Raw genomic sequence first — 23,304 nt, 5'->3', positions numbered from 1 at the left:
CGGTTTTCTTGTCCTGCGCCGGGTATTCAGGTGGCGGAGGTACCGCAATGCGTGGGCACGAACTGTTCGAAATCGGCCACATCGGCCACACCGTCTTGGAAACTCGATCGAGTTGGCTGCGGCCCGCGCTGATCTTCTTCGGCTTGATCATTGTCGTCGCGGTGGTCGCGATGGTGGTGGTGAGTAACGCCGATTTCGATACCGGCCCAGCGAAAGTCACGCCGACGCACGGGTCGTGCGAGCCGTTCTGCACGGCGCCGCCCGCGCCAAGCCAGTAGCTCACCCTTCCGATCCACGCGTACCGGCCGGTGATGCGTGGATTTCCTACTGTCCGGACGGTTCGCGAATCCGCTTGTCGTGCTGGGCGTTTGCGCGGCTCATTGTGTGACAGGTCACGGAAAACAAAGGCCCGCAACGGATGTACGATGGCCGGTTCGCCTTCGACAGGTCGCGTTCGAGGAAGGGGAGGCCGGAGCACGAACGCGCCTGCGTTGGCTTGCCGGATCGTTGGTGACCGACCCCGGAGGGGTGGGCCGGTCACCGGCGCCGTTCCGGCCGACTCGGCGAATACAGCAACAGCGCGGCGATTCGAGGAGCATGCTGCTCACAGCACGTCCGATACCAGAGAGGTGATGCCCTGCGCGGGCATGCGGAAGAGGTGCGATCCGAGTGATCTACTACATCCTGAACAACAGCAACAACAACGATGACGACGGGCGCCCGCAGATTCACTGGGGCGGGGCGTTGATCGCCTTCGCCCTTGTCCTGGTCGCCGCGATCATGGTCGTCTACCTGGTCAGCACCGCCGACTTCGGCCAACCGTCGAAATCGACCGTGCCGCGCACACCGGGCCCCTGCGCGCCGTTCTGCCCGGCTACGCCCGCGCCGCCGCTCTGACCGTCGCGTCGTCCACCAGGGCGTGAGCGCGCGACCACTGCGCGGCGATGGCGGCGAGCCCGGCGGCCTCCTCCGCCAGATTGGCACCGGCACAGTGCTGCAACGAGCCGGTGCCCGCCGGAACGTCGCCACGGGTCTTGGCGGCGCAGGCACGCACCAGGCGCACCGCGAGATCGAGTGCTTCGCGTTCGGGGCCCGTGGTCTTGACGATCTCTGCCTGTAGATGCGCCGGTATCGGGGTGGCGTACCTGGCCAGGATGAGCACGCTGTCGCGGATCTCGATGACGGTGCGGTGCAGGAAGTATCGGCTCTGGTGCGCGGTGGCCGGTGTCGAGATGCGATGCACGATCTCGGGGCAGGCCGCGGTGAGGTCGGACCACAACGGCAGCAGCCGCTTTCGGCGGCGCGACCAAGTATCGAGTCCGGTCCGGTGGATGAGCCGGAACACCACGGAGACGATGCCGATCGCGAAGAACGGCAGGACCTGGACGAACACGGCGTTGCTATCGATGACGATTTGCGCACGCGTCAGCCAGTTCTCGTGCCCGAACGACCGCAGGCCCGTGCTGACCAGAGTCAGGCTGAACATCATGAAGACGGTGAGCGTGGTCCCGAGAAACATGGCGTGCAGGGTGCGTTCGCGGCGTGCGTGCTGCTTGCGCATTTCGGCCACGCACACGCTGCCGCTGTAGAAGACCATCCAGTAGGACATCGGCGCCAGGGCCAACCAGAAGCCGAACTGCCCCCACCCCGGTTGCTCGTACATCGTCGCCGGGCTCGGCCCCTGCGCCGGTCCACTACAGATCAGCGCCACCACGCAGGACGCGCCCGCCAGCCCGTAGACCGCGACGGCCGACGGCGTCCGGCCGAGCATCTCGGCCGCGAGCAGCAGGCTCGTCGCGGCGGTCAGCATGAACCCGATGGCACCGAGCTGGTAGATCAACCCGATGCTCAGCCACCCGCCGGTGAGTGCACTGAGCTGCTCGCGCAGTGTCGGTTCGTGGGTGGTGAGGATCTCGGTCAACAACGCGAGCATCATGTTGAATCGACGGTCGACCAGCGTGGCGCGGAACCGCAGCAGGCGGATGGTCAGCACCAGCCAGGCGGCCACCGTGATCGGCAGCGTCAGGGCGCTCGGCAGCATCGGCGAGTGCCCGCTACCTTTGGAAGATCGCCCGGCCGAGCACGGAACCCGAACGGGGAGCATCGGTTTCGGACATCACCAGCGACGCGAACAGTTCCGCCTGGCTCTCCAGAATATCGTCGTAGTCGGTGCGCGCCAGCACTCGGAGCACCACGTCCGTGTCGATTTCGGCGAACAACTGCTTCAGCGTTCGATGACGAGACGTCGGGGAGACGTAGCCCGCGTGATCCAGCAGCAGGTGCGCGATTTCGTGCAGCACGATGTGGTCGGTGTGATAGCCGGAACTCGCCGCGTCATAGGTGACGACGACGCTGTCGGGGCGTTCGATCACCACCCCGCACGGGAATCCCTTGGCCGTCAGATCGGGTTGCGGGGACAGGATGATCGGCTTGCCGAGCGAGGTCGCGACCCGATCGACGAAGGTCTGCAGATGCCACGGCCACGGCCGCGGCACGTCGAGCGACGCGACAAGCGTGCGGACCTGTTTCAGCGCGGGATCGGACTGTTCGCGCCTGATCATAGGAACTATCTTCCGGGCCGAATGCCCTTGCTGTCCAATGTTTCGCTACACCCAAACGCCCTTGCCAACGGTGACGACGCCGCCATTGCTGACGGCAAACCGCTCGCGATCACGTGCCAGGTCGACGCCGATGATCTCGCCCTCGCCGACCACCACGTTCTTGTCCAGGATGGCCCGGCGCACCACCGCGCCGCGACCGATCCGGACACCCGGCATCAGCACGCTGCCCTCGACGGTCGCGCCGTCGTCGATCACGACATTGGAACTGAGCACCGAATTGCGGACCGTGGCGGCGGACAGGATGCTGCCCGCGCCGACGATGCACTCCTGCGCCAGCCCGCCCTGGGCGAACTTGGCGGGCGGCAGGTTCTCGGCGGCGCCGCGAATCGGCCAGTGCCGGTTGTACAGGTTGAAGACCGGGTGCACCGAGACCAAGTCCATGTGCGCGTCGTAGAACGCGTCGATGGTGCCGACGTCGCGCCAGTAGCCGCGGTCGCGTTCGGTCGCGCCGGGCACGTCGTTGTCGGCGAAGTCGTAGACGCCGGCCTGGCCCGCGGCGACCAGCGCCGGGATGATGTCGCCGCCCATGTCGTGATCGGAGTCGGAGTTGTCCGCGTCGGCTTTGATCGAATCCACCAGCACCTTGGTGGTGAAGACGTAGTTGCCCATTGACGCAAAAGTGACATTGGGATCATCGGGCGTGCCGGGCGGGTGCGCGGGCTTCTCCAGGAACTGGGTGATCAAGCCGGACTCGTCGGAGTCGATGCAGCCGAACGCGCTGGCCTCGCTGCGCGGCACCCGGATGCCTGCGACGGTGACGCCCGCGCCGGATTCGATGTGATGGTTGACCATCTGCTCCGGATCCATCCGGTACACGTGGTCGGCGCCGAAAACCACGATGTAGTCGGGGTCTTCGTCATAGATCAGGTTCAGCGACTGCATGATCGCGTCGGCGCTGCCGGTGTACCAGCGCGGGCCGAGCCGCTGCTGCGCGGGCACCGGGGTGATGTATTCGCCCCCGAAACCGGACAGTCGCCAGGTCTGCGAGATGTGCCGATCCAGCGAGTGCGACTTGTACTGGGTGAGCACGCACAGGCGCAGGAAACCCGCGTTGACCAGGTTACTGAGTACGAAATCGATCAGTCGATACGCGCCGCCGAACGGCACCGCCGGTTTGGCGCGATCCGCCGTGAGTGGAAAGAGTCGCTTGCCCTCGCCACCGGCGAGCACGATCCCGAGTACGTGCGGCTGGCTCCTCACACCTGTCAAACTACCGGGTAACCGGCGCGCGAGTGGCCCCAGCGGAGGTGAACGTCTACTTTGAACCTGGTGAGTTTCGGCACGGACACCGGGCGCTCGACGGCGGATTCCGGCGCGCAGAACCGGCTTCGGGTCGCCATGCTGACCCGCGAGTACCCGCCGGAGGTATACGGCGGGGCCGGGGTACATGTGACGCAGTTGACCGCGCAGTTGCGGCGACTGTGTGAGGTCACCGTGCATTGCATGGGCGTCGCGCGCACCGATGCCGTGGTGCACCAACCAGATCCGCAGCTCTACGCCGCCAACGCCGCACTGCAGATGATGTCCGCGCAGCTGCGCATGGCCGACGCCGCCGGGCAGGTGGACGTCGTGCATTCGCATACCTGGTACACCGGCCTGGCCGGGCACCTGGCGGCCACGCTCTACGGCATCCCACACGTATTGACCGCGCATTCGCTGGAGCCACGACGGCCGTGGAAGGCCGAACAGCTCGGCGGTGGGTATCGGCTTTCCTCCTGGTCGGAACGCAACGCGGTCGAGCACGCGGACGCGATCATCGCGGTGAGCGAGGGCATGCGGCACGACGTGCTCGACGCCTATCCCGCGGTCGACCCGGACCGGGTGCACGTCGTGCACAACGGTATCGACGCGGGCATGTGGTACCCGGGACCGGTGGCGGCGGGCGCGCGGCCGGTGCTGGCCGTGCTGGGCGTGCGGACGGACCGGCCGATCGTGGCGTTCGTCGGGCGGATCACCCGGCAGAAGGGCGTCGGGCATCTGCTCGCCGCGGCCCGCGACTTCGATCCGGACATCCAGCTGGTCCTATGTGCAGGCGCGCCGGACACCAAGGAGCTGGAGGCCGAGACGGCCGCTGCGGTCGAGGAACTGCAACGCCGTCGCGGCAATGTGTTCTGGGTGCGCGAGATGCTGCCCACCGAGCAGATCCGGCAGATCCTGGCCGCCGCAACGGTGTTCGTGTGCCCGTCGGTGTACGAGCCGCTCGGCATCGTGAATCTCGAGGCGATGGCGTGCGCGACCGCGGTGGTCGCCTCGGACGTCGGCGGCATCCCCGAGGTGGTCGGCGACGGCAGTACCGGGCGGCTGGTGCATTACGACCCGAGTGCGGCCGAGGAGTACGAGCAGGCCTTGGCCGCGGCCGTCAACGAGGTCGCCGGTGATCCGGTGCTGGCCGCCGAGTTCGGTGCCGCCGGACGGGCGAGGGCAATCGCAGAATTCGACTGGTCCAAGATCGCGGAGCAGACTGTCGGCGTCTACGAGCTGGTCCGCAAGTCTTGAGTTCTGCACCAGCCCCCAGTCAAATCGACCGAAAGCGACCTTCGGTAGGTCTGTCCGACTGAAGGACGCCTTCGGTCGGCGTCACGAGATCGACTGAAGGCGACCTTTGGTGGGTCTGGGCGACTGAGGGGCGCCTTCGGTCGGTTAGGTCTGGTGGTAGGTGGAGATCAGGACCGAGGCGGTGACCTCGGTTGGGTCCTGGAGGGCTGTGCGGGTGTCGTCGGTGGTCGTGTGGTGGGCGGAGGGGCCCATGCCGACTACGTTCGCCACGTCGGCCCGCGTGAGTTTCATCGGATACTCGACCAGCACGCGATCGACCACGGTGAAGTGGCCGGACATGGTCGTGTCCAGCCGGCGATCCTTGTCCGGGTCGACGGTCACCATGCCGAGCGGGCCGATCAACTCGCGCAGGTGACGTTCGGTGGGGGTGGCGACGACGAATCGGCCGTCCGCGGTGAGCACCCGGGCGACCTCGGCCGGATTGCGCGGCGCGAACACCGACAGCACGGCGCGCAGGGTGCCGTCGCGGACGGGCAGCCCTCGCCAGGCGTCGGCTAGTACCGACGCCGCCCGTGGATGCGCGCGGGCGCAGCGTTTAGCGGCCGGTTTGGCCACGTCCAGCGCGATGCCTAGGGTCGAAGGTGCGGCGTCGAGCGCACCGGCCAGGTAGTAGCCGGTGCCCGCGCCCACCTCCAGTACGGTGCCGGGCGCATGCGCGTCCGGCCCGACCGCCTGTGCTGTCGCGGCGGCGATCGGTGCGAAATGTCCCCCACCCTGAAAGGTGGCCCGCGCGTCCAGCATGGCCGCGGTGTCACCCGTCATTTTGGTCGACGCGCCGGTCAGCAGGCTGACATAGCCCTGCTTGGCGATGTCGAAACTGTGCCCGTGTCCACAGCGCAGTACCCGATCACGCGGCTCGAGTTCGAGCGCGCATTCCGGGCAAGCCAGCAGACCGGCCACAGCGGCCAGCGCTGAGGTATCAGCTGGTGACACTCTTCAGTTCGTCGCCGAGCGCCGCGGCCTCGTCCGGCGTGAGTTCGACGACCAAACGCCCGCCACCCTCGAGTGGAACCCGCATGACGATTCCACGCCCTTCCTTGGTTGCCTCGAGGGGACCGTCCCCGGTACGGGGCTTCATGGCCGCCATCCTCTGCTCCCTCCAGATCTGCGCGATATGCTGCGCACTTTCTTGGAACTCCAGTTGTCACCAACCAGCGAGCTCGCCGGCATTTGGCGAGCTACACCTGTCCCATTCTTCCCTATCGCGGATGTGGACGGATACCTGAGTTCAAAAAGTGACCGGTCGGACTGTGTCGGACACGTCACTACCGACCCAGCAATCGGCCAGGTGATCGTCTACCATCCCGGTCGCCTGCATCAGTGCGTAGGCCGTGGTCGGCCCGACGAAACGGAACCCGCGCCGCTTCAATTCTTTTGCCAGAGCTACGGATTCGGGTGTGCTGGCGGGCACGTCGGAGCCGGTTTTCGGGCGTGGCCGCGGGGCCGGGGCGAACGACCAGAGCAATGTGTCCAGTCCGATATCTAGATCGCGAGCAACCCGGGCGTTGCCGATCGCCGCCTCGATCTTCAGCCTGTTGCGCACGATGCCGGTATCGGCGAGCAGGCGCGCCACATCGGCCTCGCCGAACTGGGCGACTCGCTCGATCGAGAATCCCGCGAACGCCGCCCGGAAAGACGGCCGCTTGCGCAGGATGGTGATCCACGAGAGCCCCGACTGGAAGGCCTCCAGGCACAGTCGCTCGAAGAGGGCGTCGTCGCCGTGCAGCGGTTTGCCCCACTCGAAGTCGTGATAGTCGCGGTACAGCTGGGTCTCCAGCGGCCAGGCGCAGCGGATCCGGCCGTCGTCCTCGGCGACCTGCATGTCGGCGGGGCTCATTGGGGTTCCGGTGCGACCGGTGTCTGCCACCGCGCGGCCTGCGCCTCGGCCAGTTGATGTTGTAGCTCGTCGATTCTGGCGGCGAGCCGGGCCAGCGTCCAGTCCACCTCCGACGCCTTGTAACCGCGCACTACCTGCTGGAACCGCAGCGACCGGACATCGGCCCCGGAGATCCCCTCGGCGGGCAGCACGGTTGCCGTGGTCCCCTCCGGCAGCGGCGCCAACTCCTCGGCCCGCCCGAATACCGCACTGGCGAGCAGGAACAGCACCGCGGCAACGAGACCGACGATCAGCACGTACAACAGCAACGTGAGCATGCCCCGAGCTTATTGGCTGGGTCCGACACCGAGCACATGCAGTCCACGCGGAAATCAGACCTCGAGGTCGTCGGGACACCTGATTTCGCACGCACATGGGTAACTCGTGGGGGACCGGCTAAGTCCTCTATCACCGCACCGCCGGTCGCCAACGTCGGTCTCGCCGCGCCTAGATCTGGCCTGAATACGCGGAGAGGCGGGACCGCTAGCCGTGTCGCGTGGTGTCGATGTTCAAGGACATGCCCGCCAGTCCGCGTCGGCGGACGGCCAGCTTGTCGGCGATGTCGAGCAGTGCCTTGGCGGCCGGGGTCTCGGGGGAGCGCAGCACGATCGGCGTGCCGTCGTCGCCCGCTTCGCGCACGGCCTGTTCGATCGGGATCTGGCCGAGCAGCGGCACGTCGGCGCCGACGGCGCGGGTGAGGCGGTCGGCGACCACCTGTCCGCCGCCGGATCCGTAGAGCTCCATCCGGCTGCCGTCGGGCAGGTCGAGCCAGGACATGTTCTCCACCACGCCGGCGATCCGCTGCCGGGTCTGCAGCGCGATGGCGCCCGCGCGCTCGGCCACCTCGGCGGCGGCGATCTGCGGGGTGGTGACGACGAGGATCTCGGCGCCGGGGATCAGCTGGGCGATCGAGATGGCGATGTCGCCGGTACCCGGCGGCAGGTCGAGCAGCAGCACGTCCAGGTCGCCCCAGAACACGTCGGCGAGGAACTGCTGCAGCGCCCGGTGCAGCATCGGGCCGCGCCACACCACCGGCGTGTTGCCCTGGGTGAACTGCGCGATGGAGATCATCTTCACGCCGTGCGCCTGCGGCGGCATGATCATCTTCTCGACCTGGGTGGGCCGGGCGTCGGTGCCGAGCATGCGGGGGATCGAGTGGCCGTAGATGTCGGCGTCCAGGATGCCGACGGAGAGCCCGCGCGCGGCCATGGCGGCGGCGAGGTTGACTGTGACGCTGGACTTTCCGACGCCGCCCTTGCCGGACGCGACCGCGTACACGCGGGTCAGCGAGCCGGGCTGGGCGAACGGAATGACCGGGTCCGCCGAGTCGCCGCGCAGCTGCTTGCGCAGGTTGGTGCGCTGCTCGTCGTTCATCACGTCGAGATCGACGGTGACCGCGCCGACGCCTGCCACGTCGGCGACGGCCTTGGTGACCCGCTGGATGATCTCGGTGCGCAGCGGGCAGCCCGCCGTCGTCAGGTAGACCTCGATGTGGACATTGCTGTCCGCGTTGATCGCGATGCTCTTCACCATGCCCAGTTCGGTGATCGGCTTGCGGATCTCCGGATCGTCGACCTTTGCGAGAGCGCCCCGCACATCCGATTCCGTAACTACTGGCATGGCAGGAATTTTAGGCGTGTCAAATTCGGGGCAGGTCCCCGGCCCGTGGTGCGACGCCATTGGCGTAGGAGGTTTCCCAGGCCATGACATTGGCGACGTAGGCCATCGAGTTGTTGTAGCGCAGGATCGCCTTGGACTGCTGGGCGAGGTCGCGCATGTTCAAACCGCCGTCGCACAGGTACTTTCCGGCGGTCAGTGCCGCGTCGAAGAGGTTCTGTGGATCGGCGATGCCGTCACCGTTGCCGTCGGCGGCGTAGCGCTTCCAGGTCTGCGGCAGGAACTGCATCGGGCCGATCGCGCGGTCGTACCCGGCCAGGCCGTCCAGCTCGCCGCCGTCGGTGTCCCGAACGACGTTGTTGCCGTACAGGCTTCCGTCGAGCACCGGGCCGTAGACCGCGGTGAGCGGGTTGCCGTCGGCGTCGGCCTTGCCGTACGCGTGCGTGGATTCGACGCGGCCGATACCGGCCAGCATCGACCACGGCATGGCACAGGTCGGGTTCTCTTCGGCGAGGATGCGTTCGGCGTTCTCATACGCCGCGACCGCGATGCCTGGCACACCCATCGGCCCGGCGGGCAGTGCCGCGAGCTGCCGGCCATCGGCCAGCGCAACGCTTTTCACCACCGGCGGACCGCTCGGCTTGGCCATCTTGTTGGCCACGAATTCGGTTGTTGCGCCCGGGTCCGTCATCAGTGCTGCGGGCCTGGCACCCTGTGCGTCCTGATCGTCCCCCGGGAGGTGCTGTTCCACCGCTGTGGCGGTATTCCCATGTCCCACGTTGGACGCGGCGGTGCACGCCATCAGTCCAGCGGGAACCAATCCGGTTAATGCGATAACCGAGCTGCGTTTAACGGTGACAGCTGGTTGTTTTCGGTGACGCCCCACTGTGCGGTGACCCTCCAACGGCTCGATGTGAGCCCTTCGTGATCTGACGAAGAGGAGACTACCGCATCCGAGACCTTTTTGTTACTACTTCGTGACCTGCTTCGAGTGTGGCGTCAGCCCTGGGGGGCAGGCGGCAGCGGAATCACGATGCCGAACGGCAATGTGATGCCCGGCTGCTGCGTCGGCGCGGCCTCCGCGGAAGGTGTCTGTTCCACGGTAACGGTGGGCGGCGCCTCGGGTGTCGCTTCCGGCGGCTGTACGGCCTGCTGACCGGGCGCGGGTGCCTGAGGTGCCGGAGCCTGCTGCTGAGCGGCGTCAGGCGGCGTGCAGACCGGCGCGACGGGCGGCTCCGGGTGCGCGGGATCCTTCGGGGCCACGCCGACACCGAAGGTCTGTCCGGGTGCGCCCGGCACGGCGGCGGGCTCTGCGGGCTCCCCCGGCTGCGGCATCGGGGCCGGGATCACCGCGGGCTCACAGGGATTGAGCGGCTTCGGCGGCGGCGGGCAGAAGATGCCACACGGGATCGGCGGCAGGCCGGGGATGGTGATCATCACCTCGGTCGGCGTCGGTGCCGTGGTGGTGGTCTGCGGCGCGGGGGCCGTCGTGGTCGGCGTCGCGTTGGTGTAGGTCACCGCCGTCATGTCCGGCAGCTGGGCGGGCGCGCTGCTGCCCGGCGGGATCAGATCGGGCGAGATGGTGACCTGGGTCGGCGCACCGCCGGTGCGGTATGCCGCGGCCCAGCTGAGCACGTTGGCCGCGTAGGCCGTCGAGTTGTTGTAGCGCAGCACCGCCTGTAGTTCCTGAGCCTGATCGCGCAGGTTCAGCCCGCCCGAGCACAGGTACTTGCCCGCGGCGAGCGCGGCGTCGAAGACATTGTTCGGATCGGCGACCCCGTCGCCGTTACCGTCGGCGGCGTAATGCGTCCAGGTGCCCGGCAGGAACTGCATCGGGCCGACCGCGCGGACGTAACCGCCGCTGGCGGCCTTGATGACCTCGTTGCCGGGCAGCGTGCCGTCCAGCGCGGGGCCGTAGATCGGGGTGACCGTGGTGCCCGCGGCGTCGGTGCGTCCGCCGCCCGCGTGGCCCGATTCGATCCGGCCGATGCCGGCCAGCAGACTCCAGGACAACCCGCAGTCCGGCGCGGAGGACTCCAGCGCGAGTTCGGCGTTGCGGTACGCGGCGAGCACGACCTCCGGGATACCGAGCGCGCCGCCGATCAGCGGGAGCGAGATCTCCTGTAGTGGCACTCGTCCGGCAAACGGCGCCGAGCCGTCGGACGGAGTCATTGCCCGGAGTTTGCGGGGAGACTCCTGGGTTACCGGAAGGAGACCAACTGTCTTAGACAGTCCGGTCTCGGTGGACTTACCCGAGGCGTCCGTGGATCCGGCCGGATTCGTCGATGCGGCCAGCAAAGCCTCAGGTGCCTTGGGTGCGCCGGTGGAAGTGGTGGGATCGGAGGCTGAGCCAGTGGCGACAAGACCGGCTACGACCAGGGCCGAGACGGTTATCGGAGCAGATATACGCATTCAGCCACACCAATCCTCTACGTCGTGTGAGCGGCTATCTGGGACATCCCCTTCCCGGCGCCGCTCGGGACAACGCTGTCCAGGTTACCCACCAGTCAGGTAGTTGTTTGGTATTTCCGGTCAATCGTCAGCTACAGCCGGTGAAACCGGGGCTGGGGACTGCTTTCGGCCGGAACTCTTCTTGCGTTGCGGCTTGGCCGTGCCCGCACCCTCGATCCGATCCAGTATCTCCTTCATCTCCTCCAATTCCCTGCGCAAATAGTCGCGAGTCGCGACTTCGCCGACCGCGATCCGCAACGCTGCGAGTTCGCGGGCGAGGAATTCGGTGTCCGCCTTGGTCTGGGCGGCCCGCATCCGGTCCTCCTCCAGCGAGACCCGGTCGCGGTTGTCCTGCCGGTTCTGCGCGAGCAGGATCAACGGCGCGGCATAGGCAGCCTGGGTAGAGAACGCCAGATTCAACAGAATGAACGGATATGGATCCCAGCGCAACGCGATGACGCCAACATTTAACGTGATCCAAACGATCACGATGAACGTCTGAATGGCCAGGTAGCGGCCGGTGCCGAGGAAGCGAGCGACGCGTTCGCTGCTGCGCGCGAGGGCGTCCGCGTCCCAATCGATGCGGAACCGGGACTCGACCGGCGTCTCCAGCCGCTGCCGCGCGCCGCCGACCTTGTCAATCATGTCCAGCTATCCCTTCGTGTAGCTCTTCCTGGTCGCGCCAGTCATCGGGTAGCAAATGGTCGAGCACGTCGTCGACGCTGACGGCGCCGAGCAGGTGGTTCTCCTCGTCCACCACCGGTCCGCAGACCAGGTTGTAGGTGGCGAAGTAGCGGGTCACCGCGGCCAGCGGGACGTCTGCCCGCAACGGAGCCAGCCCCGCGTCGAGGATCCCGCCGACCAGATGGGCCGGCGGCTCGCGCAGCAGCCGCTGGATGTGCACCGACCCGAGATACCGGCCGGTGGGTGTCGAGGTCGGCGGCCGGACCACGAACACCATGGACGCCAGCGCCGGCGTCAGATCGGGGTTGCGTACCCGGGCCAGCGCCTCGGCGACCGTGGTGGACGGCGTCAGGATCACCGGCTTGGGCGTCATCAGGCCGCCCGCGCTGTACGGGGAATGTTCGAGCAGCCTGCGTACCGGCTCGGACTCCTCCGGGTCCATCAGCGCGAGCAGCGATTCGGCCTCGTTGACCGGCAGCTCGCCGAGCAGGTCGGCGGCGTCGTCGGGATCCATCGCTTCGAGCACGTCGGCGGCGCGGCGCACCTCCAGATGGCCGAGCAGGTCGACCTGTTCGTCGTCGGGCAGCTCCTGCACCACATCGGCGAGCCGCTCGTCGTCGAGCGCGACCGCCACCTCGATGCGGCGTTTCTCCGGCAGCTCGCGCAGCAGGTGCGCGACGTCGGCGGGGCGCAATCCCTCGAACTGCTCGAGCAGCTGGGTGACCTCCTGGCCCGGCTGGTCGATGTCGTTCGGCGTCAGCCCCGAGACATCGATCCAATCCACGACGTGCACGGTGCGCCTGCGCCCGATCCGGCGGTGCCCACGCACGGCGACCCTGGTCACCCGCCAATCCCTGGTGCGGGTCTGCTCCATGCCGAGATCGACCACGATCACATCCACGTCGGCGAGGTCGGGCAGATCCGGATCCTCCACGCGCACCGAGGAATCCACGATCTGCGCCAGCGCGAGCATCTCGCCGGGCCGCTGGTTGAACCGGCGCAGGCTCACCGTCCCGGTGTTCAATGTCACCACGCCCGGCTCGATCGCGGTGACCCGCAGGATCGGCACGAAAATGCGCCGCCGGGTGGGCAATTCGACGACGAGGCCGTGAATGCGGGGTTGCTGTCGGTCGTACCGGATGGCCACGACCACGTCACGGACCCGGCCGATAGACTCGCCGTCCGGTCCCAACACCACCAGGCCGGCCAGCCTGGCGACGTACACCCTGGTAGCTGCCATGCTTGCCAGGCTAGAGGTTCGCGGGTGGGTGTCGGTACCACGCCACGATCGATGGGAGTGATCTTGAAGCCGCGCCGTTCGGTGCTCGCCTGTCCGGGCAGCAACAAGAAGATGATCGAAAAGGCCAAGGGCCTGCCCGTCGACGAGGTGTTTCTCGATCTGGAGGACGCCGTCGCGCCGCCCGCCAAGGCCGAGGCGCGGGCGAATATCGTGGCGGCGCTGAACGACTCCGACTGGGGATCGCAATTGCGCGTGGTCCGCGTCAACGACTGGACCACGCAGTGGACCTACACCGACGTGATCACCATTGTCGAGGGCGCGGGCACGGCACTGGACGCCATCCTGCTGCCGAAGGTGACCGACGCCGGTCAGGTACGGGCGCTGGATCTGCTGCTCACCCAGTTGGAGAAGGCGACCGGACTCGAGGTCGGCCGCATCGGCATCGAGCCGCAGCTCGAAAACGCGTTGGGGCTACGCAACATCGACGAGATCGCCACCGCGAGTCCGCGGGTGCAGGCGCTGGTGTTCGGCCCGGCCGACTTCATGGCCAGCATCAATATGCGCACCCTGGTGGTCGGCGAACAGCCGGAGGGCTACGACACCGGCGACGCCTATCACCACATCCTGATGACGATCCTGCTCACCGCCCGCGCGCACGGCCTGCAGGCGATCGACGGCCCGTACCTGCAGATTCGGGATGTGGACGGCTTCCGGCGGGCCGCCGGGCGCACCGCCGCGCTCGGTTTCGACGGCAAGTGGGTGCTGCATCCCGGCCAGATCGAGGCCGCCAACGAGATCTTCAGCCCGCGCCAGTCCGATTACGACCGCGCCGAGCTGATCCTGGACGCGTACGCCTTCCACACCTCGGCCGAGGGCGGCGCGCGCGGTGCGGTCATGCTCGGTGACGAAATGATCGATGAGGCAAGCGCGAAAATGGCTCAGGTGATCGCGGAAAAGGGCCGCGCGGCCACAATGACGCGTACCACGCGTTTCACACCCCCGGAAAACCGGCCGAAATAGCAGAATAGAGACATGACGAATCCCTTGGGGAACTCGAATCGCGCACGGCAGGCCCTGCCGACGCCGCCGTCCGGCTGGCCGGTCGGCTCCTATCCCACCTACGCCGAGGCGCAGAAGGCCGTCGACTACCTGGCCGACGGGCAGTTCCCGGTGCAGGACGTGACCATCGTCGGCGTCGACCTGATGCAGGTCGAGCGGGTCCTCTATCGGCTGACGTGGGGCAAGGTCATCGGTGGCGGCGTGGTGAGCGGAGCATGGCTCGGCTTGTTCCTCGGTCTGCTGCTGAGCCTGTTCACCACCAGCGGTGCGTTCGGCCCGCTGCTGGTCGGCCTGGTCGGCGGCGTCATCTTCGGCGTCATCTCCACCTCGATCCCGTACGCGGCGACCAAGGGACAGCGCGACTTCGCCTCCACCATGCAGTTGGTGGCCGGGCGCTACGACGTGCTGTGCGACCCGAAGTCCGCGGAACAGGCGCGGGACATGCTTGCGCGGCTGGCCATCTGACGCATGGAGGTGGTGTCGACGGTCCGCGCCGGTGTGCTGGACCATTTCGGGGTACAGGCGACCGGCGTCGATTCGGCGTCGGTGACGTTCCTCGGGTTGGAGCCGATCGAGATCCTGCGGATCGTCGACGGCGAGCTGGTGCATTACGCGACGGTGGGCGGCTCCCGTCATCCGATGGGCGATCCCACTGCGCTGCTTGCCGATCCGGTGCAGGGCCCGCGGGCCGAGCTGGTGCTCACGTTGCGCGGTACCGCGGGCGCGAGCTCGGGGCTGGCCAAGACGCTCGGCGTGCTCGCTGCCGCCCCCGCGGTGGAAGGTGTTGTGCTGCAAGCGGATGCGCTGATGGATCTGGGCGAGCCGATGTGGCACGGTGCGCCGTTCTCCGCGGTGTTGTTGGGGGACAGCGGGATTCCCGAGGTCGTGTTGCCCGCGCCCGCCGAGCCGGTGCGCTACTTCGCGGTGACACCGGTGACCGCTACCGAGGCGGCGTGGGTGCGGGTGCGCGGGGCGCAGGCGTTGCGAGATGCGTGGGCCGAGGCGGGGATCGACGTGCGCGATCCCGAACGAGGCGCCGCCAGCTTGTGATTCGGGCTACAGCCAGTTGTTGTGCCGGAAGGTGGTGAACAGCGCGAAGCAGATGCCGAGCGTGACCGCGATCACCAGCCAAAAGCCCCAGGTCGCTTCCAATCCGGGCATGTGCGTGAAGTTCATGCCGTAGATCCCGGCGATCATCGTCGGCACCGCGGCGATCGCGACCCAGGCCGAGATCTTGCGCATGTCGGTGTTCTGCTGCACGCCGATCTTGGCGAGCGCGGCGCTGATCAGTGCGCTCAGCGCCTCGTCGAAGTCGCTGATGCGTTCGGCGACACCGGCATGATGATCGGCCACGTCCCGCATGTACCGCCGAATCTCCTTGGGCAGCGGCACATCCGGCTTGTGCCCGAGCAGTTGGAGCGGGATCGCGAGCGGGTTCACCGCCCGGCGAAGTTCGACGACCTCGCGCTTGAGCTGATAGATCGACTCGATCGCGACCTGGCTGCGCGGGGTGAAGACCTCTTCCTCCATCGCATCGATATCGAGCTCGACCGACTGTGCCACTTCGATATACGAATCCACCACGTGGTCGGCGATCGCGTGCAGCACCGCACCGGGACCGAACATCAGCTGCGCCGGATCGGCCTCCAGTTCCTTGCGGAGCGAGGCCAGCTCCGAGTGCTCGCCGTGCCGCACGGACACGACGAAGTCGGGTGCCGTGAAGACCATGATCTCGCCGGTCTCCACGATCTCGCTGATGCTGTGCAATTCGTGTTCGACGTAGGCGACCGTGCGCATCACCAGCACCAGTGTTTCGTCGTAGCGTTCCAGCTTGGGCCGTTGATGCGCGGTGACGGCGTCTTCGGCCGCGAGTGCGTGCAGGCCGAATGTCTCGGCGATATCGGCCATCTGGGCCTCATCCGGATCGTGCAGACCGACCCAGACGAACCCGGTGCCGCGATTGTTGACCTCGGCCATCGCGTCCTTGTGCGTGAACCGGCCCGGCAGTCGCCGTCCTTCGACATAGACACCGCAGTCGACAATCGCGCGGGCGGTCGGGATCGGGATCCGCGGCAGGGCGCGGACCGGACGGCCCGAACCGCGGAACGACGGTAGCGGCGGAATCGATGGCACATCGCGATGCTACGTCCCTGCGGGGTGCGGTTCTCGGCTTGCGCCTGCGGCGTGAGCGACGGGCCCGGAGGCGGTAGCGCAGTGTAACCACGCAGGGACCCGTGAACGCCGCCGATCGAACACTGTAAGACTGAAGGCGTGCGCATCGATCTGCATACCCACTCGACCGCGTCCGACGGTACCGACAGCCCGGCCGAACTGGTACAGAACGCGGCCGCCGCCGGCCTGGACGTCGTGGCGATCACCGACCACGACACGACGTCGGGCTGGACCGAGGCGGTCGACGCGCTGCCGAAGGGGCTGACGCTGGTCCGCGGCATGGAGATGTCGTGCATCGGCCTCGGCGAGGACGGCTGGCCGGTGCCCGTGCATCTGCTCGCCTATCTCTTCGATCCGACCGACCGCAGTTTCGCCGACGAACGCGAGCGGCTGCGTGGCGAGCGGATGGAGCGGGTGCGCGCGATGGCCGAGCGCATGGTGGCCGACGGCCTGCCGATCGATCCCGATGCCGTGCTCGCCTCGGCCGGTCCGTCCGCGGGCCGTCCGCACCTGGCCAGGGCGCTGGTCGCGGCGGGCGTGGTGCCGAGTGTCGATGCCGCGTTCGAGGAATTGCTCGCGCCGCACGGCCCCTACTACGTCGAGAAGGCCGACACGCCGCTGCGCCGCGCGGTCGAGATGATCGCCACCGCGGGCGGCGTCAGCGTGATCGCGCACGCGAGGGCGCGCAAGCGGGGCAGGCTGCTCGCCCTGGACGACATCCGCGAGCTGGCCACCCTCGGGCTCGGCGGACTGGAACTCGACCACCCGGACCATTCCGCGGCGGATCGCGCGGTGCTCGCCGAGCTGGCCACCGAGCTCGGCCTGATCACCACCGGCTCGTCGGACTACCACGGCAGCAACAAGTCCACCCACCTCGGTCAGTTCACCACCGACCCCGCGCAATTCGAGGTGCTCGCGGGCAAGGCGACCGGCGTGCCGGTGATCGCCTCGTGAAAGTGGTCCGCGGGCTCAGCGGGATCGTCGCCGCCGGAACCGTGGCGCTGATGCTCGTCGTGATCGGTACCGCGGTCGTCGCGGCCAGGAAGGACTTTCCCGGTCCGGGCAATGAATCGGTGGCGTGGCACGTGGCGTCGGCGGTGATAGCCGTTGCGGCACAGATTTATTCGGACAAGCGTCGGGGTTTAGCTGCTTTTTCCGGATCTGCGGTTGTTTTTGTTGCCGCTGGATTATTGCTGTGGACGCAGTGGTGGAGTTGATCAGCAGCCGTCGCGCGGCGCTTATCTGACAACGGATCGAAAACGTCTGCGCTAAATCTTCCGTTAATAGTTGCGGTTCCGTGAATTGTGGCCGAACATTTCTCTTTGTGGCGGAACTCGAGACGGACGTACTGGTTTTGGGCGGTGGCCCCGCCGGAACCTGGGCAGCCGTATCCGCCGCCGCTACCGGCGCCCGGGTCGTGCTCGCAGACAAGGCCAGATGCGGCACCAGCGGCCCGACGGCCCACGGCACCACCTCGTTGTGGAACATCCCGCCGGGACCGGCCAGGGACGAGGCGGTACACCGCGGCTACGCACACGGCGGCGGACTCGGCGACCCGGAGTGGATGCATCGGGTGCTGGAGGAGACGCACCTGCGCGTCGAACAGCTGGCCCGCTGGGGTTATCGATTCCCCGGCGCGGGCCCGGGCTCCTCGCTGCGGGTGTATCTGGACGGCGCGAGCTACCTGCGCCGGATGCGGCGCAGCGTGCTCAACGCGGGCGTGCACATCCTCGATCATCATCCGGCGCTGCAACTGCTCGTCGATCGCGACGGCAAGGTCGCCGGGGCGACCGGGGTGCAGCAGCACAATCAGTTCCAGGCGTGGACCGTCCGGGCCGGTGCCGTGGTGGTGGCCACCGGCGGCTGTGCGTTCCTCTCCGGCGGTGCGGGCACCGATGTGGACACCGGCGACGGACTGCTGTTCGCGGCGGAGGCAGGCGCCCAGCTGTCGGGCATGGAGTTCTCCAGCGCTTACGGCCTGACACCCGTGGTGAATGTGCCCCGGCCTGCCGCGCCGCCGCAGGCCGCGCCCGGCCTCGGACTGCACTTCGCCACCCTGTACGACGAGTCGGGAACGATCTTGGAAGGCAATCGTGCCGCCGCCTTCGCCGCGATCGCCGACGGCCGCAGGGTCTTCGCGGCACTCGATGACGTACCCCGCACGATGCGCGGCTGGCTGACCGAGCAGGGCCTGGTCGACCGCACCGGGCGGGTGCCGCTGCGGGCCGTGCTCGAGGGCACCGTGCGCGGCACCGGCGGTCTGCGCCTCGCGGGTCCGGACTGCGCGACCACGGTCGGCGGATTGTTCGGCGCGGGCGACGTGACCACCAGGGAGCCGATCACCGGTGCGGTCAGCGGCTTCGGTGGTCAGGGCGGCGCGTGGGCCATCGCGTCCGGTGTGTGGGCCGGCACGGGGGCGGCCAGGTACGCGCGCACCGCCGACCGGCGCAGCCCGGTACGCGAGGTCGCGGGGGCGGGTCTGAGTGCGGTATCGAGGATCGATCCCCGCGCTGTAGTCGGCCTCGTCCAGGAACACACACTTCCGTTGCGGCGCAGCTATTGGCGCAGCGCGGGCAGCCTGGTCGACAGCATCGGCGAACTCGATTCGATGTGGCCCGGCGCCGAATACGATCTCGGCGGTACCGGTTTGGACCGGTTGCGGGCCAGGCAGGCGGCGGCGCTGCTCGCGGTGGCGCGGTGGACCAAATACAGCGCGCTGGCGCGGACCGAGAGCCGCGGCATGCATCGGCGCACCGATCATCCTGGGGCCGAGGCGGACTGGCGGGTGCGGCTGATGTCAGGGGGCCTGGACAACGTGTGGGTGCGGCCGGACGCCCGGGAAATCGCGGCGCTGGACGCCGGCGTGGTCGGTGCCACGGAGATTGCTGTGGCGCCGGTCCACGAGCCTTTCCCGCGCGGCAGGCGGGAAACCCTGGTGCTCGACGCCAGCGGGCCCGTCGTCACGTACAAGCGCGAGGCGGGCGTGCTGAGCGCGCGCTCGGCGGCGATCCCGGACGCGCTCGAGATCCTGCCGGAGGACGAGGACGGGACCGCCCCGCGCCTCACACCGGCCGACCCGATCGCGTTGTGACAACTCACCGCCCGGCCGTGGCCACGTGCGAGTTTTCGCTTACCGCCTGGTAATTCCGCCGCGCTAGGCTGGATACCGGCGCGCGACACAGCGGGAACCCGACCGGTTTGGCAAGTCGCGGACCGTCCTGGCAGAATGTGTCGGATTCCTTTACCTAAGCCACCGCCGGGTACTGGAGTTACGGAGATCTCCGCCTCGCGACGCACCGTCGCGACCCGAGGATCACGCCGCATGTTCTGTCCGGACCCACCCGTCCGGCTCCCGCTCCGCGGATCAGTGCCGCGCCACGTCAGCGAAATCGGCTACGGGTTTTCGCGACCCGCCGCCGACCGCGAAACGTACCGGTCAGCGCACTCGATGAGCGTAATGAAAACCCTTATTCCTATATACCCGGCGGTAACCGTCCCCCGGTTTGTCCGGCCTGAGCAGGAGTGAAATCGTGTCACCTGTGACTGACGCACCGAATGCCACTGCAAGTCTTTCCGAAATCACCCACGACGAGATTTTCGCGGGACATCTCGGAGGCAAGCTCTCGGTAGAACTCAGCTCGCCGCTGGAGACCCAGCGCGACCTGTCGATCGCCTACACCCCGGGCGTCGCTCAGGTGAGCCGGGCGATCGCGCAGGACGTCGAGCTCTGCAAGCGCTACACCTGGACCGACCGCCTCGTCGTCGTGGTCAGCGACGGCACCGCCGTGCTCGGCCTCGGTGACATCGGCCCGCGCGCCTCGCTGCCCGTGATGGAGGGCAAGGCCGCGCTGTTCAAGAAGTTCGCCGGGCTCAACTCGATCCCGATTGTGCTGGACACCAAGGACGTCGACGAGATCGTCGAGACGATCATTCGGCTGCGCCCCAGCTTCGGCGCGGTGAACCTGGAGGACATCTCGGCGCCGCGCTGCTTCGAGGTGGAGAAGCGACTCATCGAGGCGCTCGACTGCCCGGTCATGCACGACGACCAGCACGGCACCGCCATCGTGGTGCTCGCCGCCCTCAACGGCGCGGCCAGGGTGCAGGGTCGCGCCATCGACGGCATGAAGGTCGTGGTGTCCGGTGCGGGCGCGGCCGGTGTCGCGTGCACGAATATCCTGCTGGCCGCGGGTGTTCGGGACGTCACCGTGCTCGACTCGAAGGGCATCATCGGCCGCGAGCGCAGCGACCTCAACGACGTGAAGGCCGAACTGGCCACCCGGACCAACCCGCGCGGGCTGGTCGGCGGTGCCGCCGAGGCGCTCAACGGTGCCGACGTCTTCCTCGGCCTGTCCGCCGGTCTGATCGCCGAGGAGCTCATCGCCTCGATGGCACCGGAGTCGATCGTGTTCGCCATGTCCAACCCGGATCCGGAGATCCACCCCGAGGTCGCGCGCAAGTACGCCGCGATCGTCGCCACCGGCCGCAGCGACTTCCCGAACCAGATCAACAATGTGCTCGCCTTCCCCGGCGTGTTCAAGGGCGCGCTCGACGCGGGCGCCCGCCGGATCACCGAGGGCATGAAGATCGCCGCCGCCGACGCCATTCTCAGCGTCGTCGCCGACGAACTCGGCCCGGAGAAGATCGTGCCCAGCCCGCTGGACCCGCGAGTCGCCCCGGCCGTCGCCGAGGCCGTCGCGGCCGCCGCGCGCGCCGAAGGCGTTGCGTAGTAAGTCAGTTCACTCGATGGAAGGCGCCTTGTCCCGCTCGGGACGGGGCGCCTTTCGCGTGGTGGTGTGCTTCCGGAGCGACAGATGGATCCAGATGTTCATGGCGATCATCGCGCACAGCGCGAAGACCAACGCCGCCGCGAACAAGGGATTCTTGTCCGAGTAGGTCGTCCAGGCGAACAGCAATATCGCTACGAGCGCCACATAGCCGGCGATGAACCTGATACTCACGGCTCAGACGTTAGCCAGGTCCGGCGCCGAACGTGCGATGTTCACAGCGAGTGGTCGTCGAGCCACTTGCGCGCGACCTCGGCAGGCTTCGCGCCATCGTCCCGGACGCCGCGGATCATCGTGGCGAGTTCCTCGGTGGTGAGTTCGCCCGCAACGTAATTCAGCTTCTTGATCTGGCGTTCGTCGAGCTTGCCCTTGCGGAACAGCGGCAGCACGTTCTCGGCGCGCACCGCGTAGTTGTCGTCGGACAGCAGCGTCAGGCCGTCGGTCGACCCGGTTACGACGGCGGGTGGGCCGGTCAGCAGTCCGGCTTGAACCTGCCCGTCCAGCAGGGCCTTTCGCAGCGCGACGGCGTCGGCGAACGGCACCGTCGCGGCGAAGGCACAGTCCGCGACCCGCTCGAGTGTCGGCGGCAGTTCGATCAGGTTCGGAATGGGGGCCACGCCGACCGTGAGCGTGCCGCAGCGTGGCGTGAGATCGGCGACGGTGTGCACGTTGTCGTGTGTCGCGGCCTCGGCGGTGAGCACGACCCGTGGCCGCATGTCGGTGCCGTCGGCGGCATCGGTGACCACCAGACCCTCGGGCAGCGACTTGCTCAGCGCGGCGGGCACCTTGTCGGGTGCGCGTTCGGCGGCGTTGCCGTCGAGGAAGGCCAGCAGTGCGCCGTTGTGTTCACCGATCAGGTCGATCCGACCCGCGTCCAGCGCCGCGAGATAGTCGGCGCGACTACCGAGATGGGGTTCGACCGAGGTGCGGGTGCCGATCCGCGCCAGCGCGCCCGCATAGATTTCGGCGAGCACGGTCGACTCGACCGAATCACCGGCGCCGACCGTGATCCGCTCGCCTTGGTCACTGTTACCGCAGGATACGGCCAGTGTGGCGGTCGCGACGACCAGTACTCGAGCCAGCATCCGCAGCGACGCGGGCAACACCATTCGGCGACACCAACTCTCCGAGAGACCGACAGAGCTAACACGAACACCCTGAAGCGGGCAGTATGGACACCCAGAATGTACCGGTGGCTGTGTTGCCTCGGGACCTCGCACTGCCCGTCAGGTCGGAAGGACTCCAGTGAAAACCTCGATCACCCCCGATGCCGCGCGGCATGGTCGGTCGGTGCTGCGCCTCGCGCTGCGCGCCACCCGGTTCATCGTCGCCGCCGCGGCGTTGGCCGTCGCCATGATCCTGTCCGCGTGCGGCAACTCCGACCCACTGGCCAGCAAGGGCGACTGCGCCGGTGACGGGCTCATCGTCGGCTCGGCGAACTTCCCCGAGTCCGAGACGGTCGCCGAGGTGTACGCGGAGGTGTTGCGCGTCAACGGATTCAAGGTCGACACCAAGCTGAACATCGGCAGCCGCGAGGCGTATGTCCCGGCCGTGCGTAAGTGCGCGATCTCGGTGATTCCCGACTACAACGGCAACCTGCTGCAGTACTTGGACAAGAACGCGACCGCGACCAGCGCGGCCGATGTCAACAGCGCGCTCACCACGGCGCTCGGTTCGGATCTGGCCATCGGCACCCCGGCTCCCGGCGAGGACTCCGACGCGGTGGTGGTCACCAAGGCCACCGCCGAGCGCTGGAACCTGCACTCGATCGCCGACCTGGCCGCGCACTCCGCCGAGGTGAAATTCGGTGCGCCCGCGGAATTCCAGGAGCGGGCGGGCGGTCTGCCCGGCCTGAAGAAGAACTACAACCTCGACATCGCCGCGAACAACTTCGTGCCGATCGCCGACGGCGGCGGGCCCGCCACCGTGCGCGCGCTGGTCGAGGGTCAGGTGACCGCGGCGGATATCTTCACCACCTCGCCCGCCATCACGCAGAACAACCTTGTGGTGCTGGAAGATCCGAAGCACAACTTCCCCGCGCAGAACGTGGTCCCGCTGCTCAACGCGGCCAAGAAGACGGACAAGGCGCTGGCCGTGCTGAACGCCGCCTCGGCCAAGCTGACCACCGCGGAGCTGATCAAACTGAACGAGGCCGTGTCCGGTACCGCCAAGACCGAGCCCAAGGCGGCGGCTGTCGCCTGGGTGGCCGCGCAGGGACTGAACACGCCGACCGGCTAGGGGAAA

26 protein-coding genes are annotated in these 23,304 nt (G+C 67.8%); 11 read left to right on the top strand and 15 right to left on the bottom strand.

Annotation, left to right across the window (positions count from 1 at the left end):
* Window positions 1-47: 47 nt before the first annotated feature.
* The gene (locus ACQPW1_RS42140) at window positions 48-278 is read left to right on the top strand and encodes a hypothetical protein (protein ID WP_433658833.1); all 231 of its coding nucleotides are present in this window, start codon (window positions 48-50) and stop codon (window positions 276-278) included.
* Window positions 279-669: 391 nt separating this feature from the next.
* Window positions 670-897 carry a hypothetical protein gene (locus ACQPW1_RS42135; RefSeq protein ID WP_433658831.1) on the top strand — a complete coding sequence of 76 codons (228 nt, stop codon included), beginning with the start codon at window positions 670-672 and terminating at the stop codon, window positions 895-897.
* Here ACQPW1_RS42135 and ACQPW1_RS42130 read toward each other — a convergent pair.
* From ACQPW1_RS42130 to glgC, 3 genes are read right to left on the bottom strand one after another with little or no spacing between them, the layout of a single operon-like run.
* Window positions 875-2,041: a DUF6545 domain-containing protein gene (locus tag ACQPW1_RS42130; protein WP_433658829.1), complete on the bottom strand. Its 1,167-nt coding sequence runs from the start codon at window positions 2,039-2,041 to the stop codon at window positions 875-877. The genes ACQPW1_RS42135 and ACQPW1_RS42130 overlap by 23 nt on opposite strands.
* Window positions 2,042-2,054: 13 nt before the next feature.
* Window positions 2,055-2,561, bottom strand: a complete 507-nt coding sequence (locus ACQPW1_RS42125) for a hypothetical protein (RefSeq protein WP_433658827.1) — start codon at window positions 2,559-2,561, stop codon at window positions 2,055-2,057.
* Window positions 2,562-2,606: 45 nt separating this feature from the next.
* Window positions 2,607-3,821, bottom strand: a complete 1,215-nt coding sequence (gene glgC / locus ACQPW1_RS42120; protein WP_433658825.1) for a glucose-1-phosphate adenylyltransferase — start codon at window positions 3,819-3,821, stop codon at window positions 2,607-2,609.
* Window positions 3,822-3,959: 138 nt separating this feature from the next.
* Between glgC and glgA the strand changes: the two genes are divergently transcribed.
* Entirely contained in the window at window positions 3,960-5,117 is a 1,158-nt protein-coding gene (gene glgA, locus ACQPW1_RS42115; RefSeq protein ID WP_433665491.1) for a glycogen synthase, read from the top strand.
* A gap of 144 nt (window positions 5,118-5,261) precedes the next feature.
* On the opposite strand, the gene ACQPW1_RS42110 is transcribed toward glgA, so the two are convergent.
* The 9 genes from ACQPW1_RS42110 to ACQPW1_RS42070 all read right to left on the bottom strand — a co-directional run bounded on the left by ACQPW1_RS42110 (window position 5,262) and on the right by ACQPW1_RS42070 (window position 13,045).
* Complete coding sequence (locus ACQPW1_RS42110) at window positions 5,262-6,110, bottom strand: putative RNA methyltransferase (RefSeq protein ID WP_433658823.1); 849 nt, start codon at window positions 6,108-6,110, stop codon at window positions 5,262-5,264.
* Window positions 6,097-6,264, bottom strand: coding sequence for a DUF3117 domain-containing protein (locus tag ACQPW1_RS42105; protein WP_011211259.1), 168 nt, complete (start codon window positions 6,262-6,264; stop codon window positions 6,097-6,099). The genes ACQPW1_RS42110 and ACQPW1_RS42105 overlap by 14 nt, the downstream gene beginning before the upstream one ends.
* Window positions 6,265-6,405: 141 nt before the next feature.
* Complete coding sequence (locus ACQPW1_RS42100) at window positions 6,406-7,014, bottom strand: DNA-3-methyladenine glycosylase I (protein ID WP_433658821.1); 609 nt, start codon at window positions 7,012-7,014, stop codon at window positions 6,406-6,408.
* Entirely contained in the window at window positions 7,011-7,331 is a 321-nt protein-coding gene (locus ACQPW1_RS42095; protein ID WP_433658819.1) for a DivIVA domain-containing protein, read from the bottom strand. Before ACQPW1_RS42095 ends, ACQPW1_RS42100 begins: the two co-directional genes overlap by 4 nt.
* 205 nt (window positions 7,332-7,536) lie before the next feature.
* Complete coding sequence (locus ACQPW1_RS42090; RefSeq protein ID WP_433658817.1) at window positions 7,537-8,673, bottom strand: Mrp/NBP35 family ATP-binding protein; 1,137 nt, start codon at window positions 8,671-8,673, stop codon at window positions 7,537-7,539.
* Window positions 8,674-8,692: 19 nt separating this feature from the next.
* Window positions 8,693-9,556, bottom strand: a complete 864-nt coding sequence (locus ACQPW1_RS42085; protein ID WP_433658815.1) for a lytic transglycosylase domain-containing protein — start codon at window positions 9,554-9,556, stop codon at window positions 8,693-8,695.
* 113 nt (window positions 9,557-9,669) lie between these two features.
* On the bottom strand, window positions 9,670-11,082 hold the full coding sequence (locus tag ACQPW1_RS42080) for a lytic transglycosylase domain-containing protein (RefSeq protein WP_433658813.1): 1,413 nt from the start codon (window positions 11,080-11,082) through the stop codon (window positions 9,670-9,672).
* A 120-nt stretch (window positions 11,083-11,202) separates the two neighbouring features.
* Entirely contained in the window at window positions 11,203-11,766 is a 564-nt protein-coding gene (locus ACQPW1_RS42075) for a DUF1003 domain-containing protein (RefSeq protein ID WP_433658811.1), read from the bottom strand.
* On the bottom strand, window positions 11,759-13,045 hold the full coding sequence (locus ACQPW1_RS42070) for a magnesium transporter MgtE N-terminal domain-containing protein (RefSeq protein WP_433658809.1): 1,287 nt from the start codon (window positions 13,043-13,045) through the stop codon (window positions 11,759-11,761). Before ACQPW1_RS42070 ends, ACQPW1_RS42075 begins: the two co-directional genes overlap by 8 nt.
* A 51-nt stretch (window positions 13,046-13,096) precedes the next feature.
* On the opposite strand from ACQPW1_RS42070, the gene ACQPW1_RS42065 reads away from it, so the two are divergent.
* The 3 genes from ACQPW1_RS42065 to ACQPW1_RS42055 are packed head-to-tail and all read left to right on the top strand — an operon-like array spanning window position 13,097 to window position 15,154.
* Window positions 13,097-14,065 carry an HpcH/HpaI aldolase/citrate lyase family protein gene (locus tag ACQPW1_RS42065; protein WP_433658807.1) on the top strand — a complete coding sequence of 323 codons (969 nt, stop codon included), beginning with the start codon at window positions 13,097-13,099 and terminating at the stop codon, window positions 14,063-14,065.
* Window positions 14,066-14,077: 12 nt separating this feature from the next.
* Entirely contained in the window at window positions 14,078-14,569 is a 492-nt protein-coding gene (locus ACQPW1_RS42060; protein WP_433658805.1) for a general stress protein, read from the top strand.
* Between the two features lie 3 nt (window positions 14,570-14,572).
* Window positions 14,573-15,154, top strand: a complete 582-nt coding sequence (locus tag ACQPW1_RS42055; protein WP_433658803.1) for a suppressor of fused domain protein — start codon at window positions 14,573-14,575, stop codon at window positions 15,152-15,154.
* Window positions 15,155-15,160: 6 nt separating this feature from the next.
* Here ACQPW1_RS42055 and ACQPW1_RS42050 read toward each other — a convergent pair whose 3' ends face one another.
* The gene (locus ACQPW1_RS42050) at window positions 15,161-16,237 is read right to left on the bottom strand and encodes a magnesium and cobalt transport protein CorA (protein ID WP_433658801.1); all 1,077 of its coding nucleotides are present in this window, start codon (window positions 16,235-16,237) and stop codon (window positions 15,161-15,163) included.
* 138 nt (window positions 16,238-16,375) lie between these two features.
* Between ACQPW1_RS42050 and ACQPW1_RS42045 the strand changes: the two genes are divergently transcribed.
* The 4 genes from ACQPW1_RS42045 to ACQPW1_RS42030 all read left to right on the top strand — a co-directional run bounded on the left by ACQPW1_RS42045 (window position 16,376) and on the right by ACQPW1_RS42030 (window position 21,003).
* The gene (locus tag ACQPW1_RS42045; protein WP_433658799.1) at window positions 16,376-17,230 is read left to right on the top strand and encodes a PHP domain-containing protein; all 855 of its coding nucleotides are present in this window, start codon (window positions 16,376-16,378) and stop codon (window positions 17,228-17,230) included.
* A complete protein-coding gene (locus ACQPW1_RS42040; protein ID WP_433658797.1) occupies window positions 17,227-17,493 on the top strand; it encodes a hypothetical protein in 267 nt (88 codons plus the stop codon). The genes ACQPW1_RS42045 and ACQPW1_RS42040 overlap by 4 nt, the downstream gene beginning before the upstream one ends.
* A 107-nt stretch (window positions 17,494-17,600) precedes the next feature.
* Complete coding sequence (locus ACQPW1_RS42035; RefSeq protein WP_433658795.1) at window positions 17,601-19,367, top strand: FAD-binding protein; 1,767 nt, start codon at window positions 17,601-17,603, stop codon at window positions 19,365-19,367.
* 439 nt (window positions 19,368-19,806) lie between these two features.
* Window positions 19,807-21,003, top strand: coding sequence for an NAD(P)-dependent malic enzyme (locus ACQPW1_RS42030; protein WP_433658793.1), 1,197 nt, complete (start codon window positions 19,807-19,809; stop codon window positions 21,001-21,003).
* A 9-nt stretch (window positions 21,004-21,012) separates the two neighbouring features.
* On the opposite strand, the gene ACQPW1_RS42025 is transcribed toward ACQPW1_RS42030, so the two are convergent.
* A complete protein-coding gene (locus tag ACQPW1_RS42025) occupies window positions 21,013-21,234 on the bottom strand; it encodes a hypothetical protein (RefSeq protein WP_433658791.1) in 222 nt (73 codons plus the stop codon).
* Between the two features lie 41 nt (window positions 21,235-21,275).
* Window positions 21,276-22,169 carry an ABC transporter substrate-binding protein gene (locus ACQPW1_RS42020; RefSeq protein WP_433658790.1) on the bottom strand — a complete coding sequence of 298 codons (894 nt, stop codon included), beginning with the start codon at window positions 22,167-22,169 and terminating at the stop codon, window positions 21,276-21,278.
* 244 nt (window positions 22,170-22,413) lie between these two features.
* On the opposite strand from ACQPW1_RS42020, the gene ACQPW1_RS42015 reads away from it, so the two are divergent.
* A complete protein-coding gene (locus ACQPW1_RS42015; RefSeq protein WP_433665490.1) occupies window positions 22,414-23,298 on the top strand; it encodes an ABC transporter substrate-binding protein in 885 nt (294 codons plus the stop codon).
* Window positions 23,299-23,304: the final 6 nt, after the last annotated feature.

Origin of the sequence: Nocardia sp. CA-128927, assembly GCF_050955855.1 — a bacterium.
GTDB lineage: Bacteria > Actinomycetota > Actinomycetes > Mycobacteriales > Mycobacteriaceae > Nocardia.
Note: the sequence above shows the minus strand (reverse complement) of the source record. Positions and strands in the feature narration are given on the sequence as shown.

What these genes read in the sequence shown, in the direction of transcription:
- ACQPW1_RS42090 (WP_433658817.1), bottom strand. Translation starts at nt 8,673, where the DNA reads ATGCCAGTAGTTACGGAATCGGATGTGCGGGGCGCTCTCGCAAAGGTC.
- ACQPW1_RS42125 (WP_433658827.1), bottom strand. Translation starts at nt 2,561, where the DNA reads ATGATCAGGCGCGAACAGTCCGATCCCGCGCTGAAACAGGTCCGCACG.
- ACQPW1_RS42020 (WP_433658790.1), bottom strand. Translation starts at nt 22,169, where the DNA reads ATGGTGTTGCCCGCGTCGCTGCGGATGCTGGCTCGAGTACTGGTCGTC.
- ACQPW1_RS42130 (WP_433658829.1), bottom strand. Translation starts at nt 2,041, where the DNA reads ATGCTGCCGAGCGCCCTGACGCTGCCGATCACGGTGGCCGCCTGGCTG.
- ACQPW1_RS42065 (WP_433658807.1), top strand. Translation starts at nt 13,097, where the DNA reads ATGGGAGTGATCTTGAAGCCGCGCCGTTCGGTGCTCGCCTGTCCGGGC.
- ACQPW1_RS42095 (WP_433658819.1), bottom strand. Translation starts at nt 7,331, where the DNA reads ATGCTCACGTTGCTGTTGTACGTGCTGATCGTCGGTCTCGTTGCCGCG.
- ACQPW1_RS42105 (WP_011211259.1), bottom strand. Translation starts at nt 6,264, where the DNA reads ATGGCGGCCATGAAGCCCCGTACCGGGGACGGTCCCCTCGAGGCAACC.
- ACQPW1_RS42100 (WP_433658821.1), bottom strand. Translation starts at nt 7,014, where the DNA reads ATGAGCCCCGCCGACATGCAGGTCGCCGAGGACGACGGCCGGATCCGC.
- ACQPW1_RS42075 (WP_433658811.1), bottom strand. Translation starts at nt 11,766, where the DNA reads ATGATTGACAAGGTCGGCGGCGCGCGGCAGCGGCTGGAGACGCCGGTC.
- ACQPW1_RS42080 (WP_433658813.1), bottom strand. Translation starts at nt 11,082, where the DNA reads ATGCGTATATCTGCTCCGATAACCGTCTCGGCCCTGGTCGTAGCCGGT.
- ACQPW1_RS42070 (WP_433658809.1), bottom strand. Translation starts at nt 13,045, where the DNA reads ATGGCAGCTACCAGGGTGTACGTCGCCAGGCTGGCCGGCCTGGTGGTG.
- ACQPW1_RS42140 (WP_433658833.1), top strand. Translation starts at nt 48, where the DNA reads ATGCGTGGGCACGAACTGTTCGAAATCGGCCACATCGGCCACACCGTC.
- ACQPW1_RS42055 (WP_433658803.1), top strand. Translation starts at nt 14,573, where the DNA reads ATGGAGGTGGTGTCGACGGTCCGCGCCGGTGTGCTGGACCATTTCGGG.
- glgA (WP_433665491.1), top strand. Translation starts at nt 3,960, where the DNA reads ATGCTGACCCGCGAGTACCCGCCGGAGGTATACGGCGGGGCCGGGGTA.
- ACQPW1_RS42015 (WP_433665490.1), top strand. Translation starts at nt 22,414, where the DNA reads ATGATCCTGTCCGCGTGCGGCAACTCCGACCCACTGGCCAGCAAGGGC.
- ACQPW1_RS42060 (WP_433658805.1), top strand. Translation starts at nt 14,078, where the DNA reads ATGACGAATCCCTTGGGGAACTCGAATCGCGCACGGCAGGCCCTGCCG.